Below are 2,287 nucleotides of genomic sequence, written 5' to 3'. Positions count from 1 at the left end.
GGCCTGGCCTACAAGGGCTCGACCGGCGACATGAATTACGCGGTGCGCAAGTTTCCGGGCTACGGCAAGCTCTCGGGCAAGTCGCTCGACGAGCTGCGTGCCGGCGAGCGCGTTGCCGTACTGGATGGCAAGGAAGACCCGCTGGACTTCGTGCTCTGGAAAAGCGCCAAGGCCACTGAACCCGACGACGCCAGGTGGGACAGCGCCTATGGCCCCGGCCGCCCGGGCTGGCACATTGAGTGCTCGGCCATGTGCCGCGGCACCCTGGGCGAGACCTTCGACATTCACGGCGGCGGCGCGGACCTGCAGTTCCCGCACCACGAAAACGAAATCGCGCAGAGCGAAGGCGCCAACGGCAAGCCGCTGGCACGCTTCTGGGTGCACAACGGCTTTGTGCGCGTTGACAACGAGAAGATGTCCAAGTCGCTGGGCAACTTCTTCACCATCCGTGAAGTACTGGCCAAATACGATGCCGAAACCGTGCGGTTTTTCATCGTTCGCGCCCACTACCGCAGCGCGCTGAATTACAGCGATGCCCACCTGGACGATGCGCGCAATTCGCTCAAGCGGCTGTACACGTCGCTTGATCTGGTCAAGCCCGCCGCGCTGCCGACCGACTGGGCGCACCCGTTTGCGCAGCGCTTCAAGGCGGCCATGGACGAAGACTTCGGAACGCCGGAGGCCGTGGCTGTGTTGTTCGAGTTGGCTGGTGAGGTCAACCGGACGGGCTCTGCCGAACTTGCCGGGCTGCTGAAAAACCTGGGCGGCTGCCTGGGCCTGCTGCAAGGCGCTCCTGGCGCCTACCTTCAGGCCGGCGCTGGCCTGGACGACGCCAGCATCCAGCAGCTGATCGCGCAGCGTGCAACCGCCAAGCTGGCAAAAGATTTCGCCGAAGCCGACCGTATCCGCAAGGACCTGCTGGCCAAAGGTATCGTGTTGAAGGATTCGCCCGCCGGCACCACCTGGGAGGTGCAGTCGTGACACTCTGGACGGCCCTTTCACCCTCTTTTTCATGCCATTTCGGTCTCCAGGCCAATAAGGGCGGGCGCAAGCAGCTATGAAAAAGATAGTGAAAAGCGGCCCGGCCAGTGCTGAACTGGCCGACGTTCCCGAGCCGGCGACCACGGTGCCCACCTATTGGGCCGAGGCTTGCAAGCACCTGGTGAAAAAAGACCGGGTGATGAAGCGGCTGATTCCCCAGTTTGGCGACGCCTGCCTGCAAACACGCGGCGATGCCTTTGGCACCCTGGCGCGCAGCATTGTGGGCCAGCAGATTTCGGTCAAGGCGGCGCAAAGCGTCTGGGCCAAATTTTCGGCATTGCCCAAAAAAGTGACGCCTGCCAATGTGCTGCGCCTGAAGGTCGACGACATGCGCGCCGCCGGCTTGAGCGCGCGCAAGGTCGAATACCTGGTCGACCTTGCGATCCACTTTGACGCCGGCACCGTCCACGTCAAGGACTGGGCGGCAATGGACGATGAGGCCATCATTGCGGAGCTGATCGCCATTCGCGGCATCGGCCGCTGGACGGCCGAGATGTTTTTGATTTTTTACCTGATGCGTCCCAATGTCCTGCCGCTGGACGATGTGGGGCTGATCACCGGCATCAGTCAGAATTACTTTTCGGGTGAATCCGTCAGCCGAAGCGACGCGCGAGAGGTGGCCGCCGCCTGGTCGCCCTACTGCAGCGTGGCAACTTGGTATATTTGGCGCTCTCTGGACCCATTACCGGTTCTGGGTACCCCCACGGGTACCGAGCAAATTTAAGTTTCATGAAGCCCTGAGGAGCAGCACATGGCGAAGAAGACCTTCCTCGATTTCGAGCAACCGATTGCGGAGCTTGAAGGAAAAATTGAAGAGCTGCGCTACGTACAGACCGAGTCAGCCGTCGATATTTCAGAAGAAATCGACCAGCTGGCCAAAAAGAGCCAGCAGCTCACCAAAGACATCTACAGCGACCTGACGCCCTGGCAGATCACCAAGATCGCCCGCCACGCGGAACGCCCCTACACCCTGGACTATGTCAACGAAATCTTCACGGATTTTGTCGAGTTGCACGGAGACCGGCATTTTGCCGACGACCTGTCCATTGTGGGCGGCCTGGCGCGCTTTAACGGCACCGCCTGCATGGTGCTGGGCCACCAGAAGGGCCGCGACACCAAGGAACGCGGCCTGCGCAACTTCGGCATGAGCAAGCCCGAGGGCTACCGCAAGGCCCTGCGCCTGATGAAAACTGCCGAGAAGTTCAAACTGCCGGTGTTCACTTTTGTCGACACGCCCGGCGCTTAC

Annotated in this window: 3 protein-coding genes; all 3 read left to right on the top strand. The window is 61.4% G+C overall.

Annotated elements, in window-relative coordinates; translation table 11 throughout:
• The coding region (gene cysS / locus AC1D0Z_RS19915) for a cysteine--tRNA ligase (RefSeq protein WP_477659903.1) at positions 1–981 on the top strand (981 nt) is incomplete at its 5' end.
• 76 nt (positions 982–1,057) lie between these two features.
• A complete protein-coding gene (locus AC1D0Z_RS19910) occupies positions 1,058–1,765 on the top strand; it encodes a DNA-3-methyladenine glycosylase family protein (RefSeq protein WP_477659902.1) in 708 nt (235 codons plus the stop codon).
• A gap of 27 nt (positions 1,766–1,792) precedes the next feature.
• A partial coding sequence (locus AC1D0Z_RS19905) for a carboxyl transferase domain-containing protein (RefSeq protein ID WP_477659901.1) occupies positions 1,793–2,287 on the top strand: 495 nt, incomplete at its 3' end.

The sequence above is a fragment of the Polaromonas sp. P1_E3 genome, from assembly GCF_056405935.1.
The sequence above is the reverse complement of the archived record's forward strand: the minus strand, read 5'-3'. Positions and strand labels throughout refer to the sequence as shown.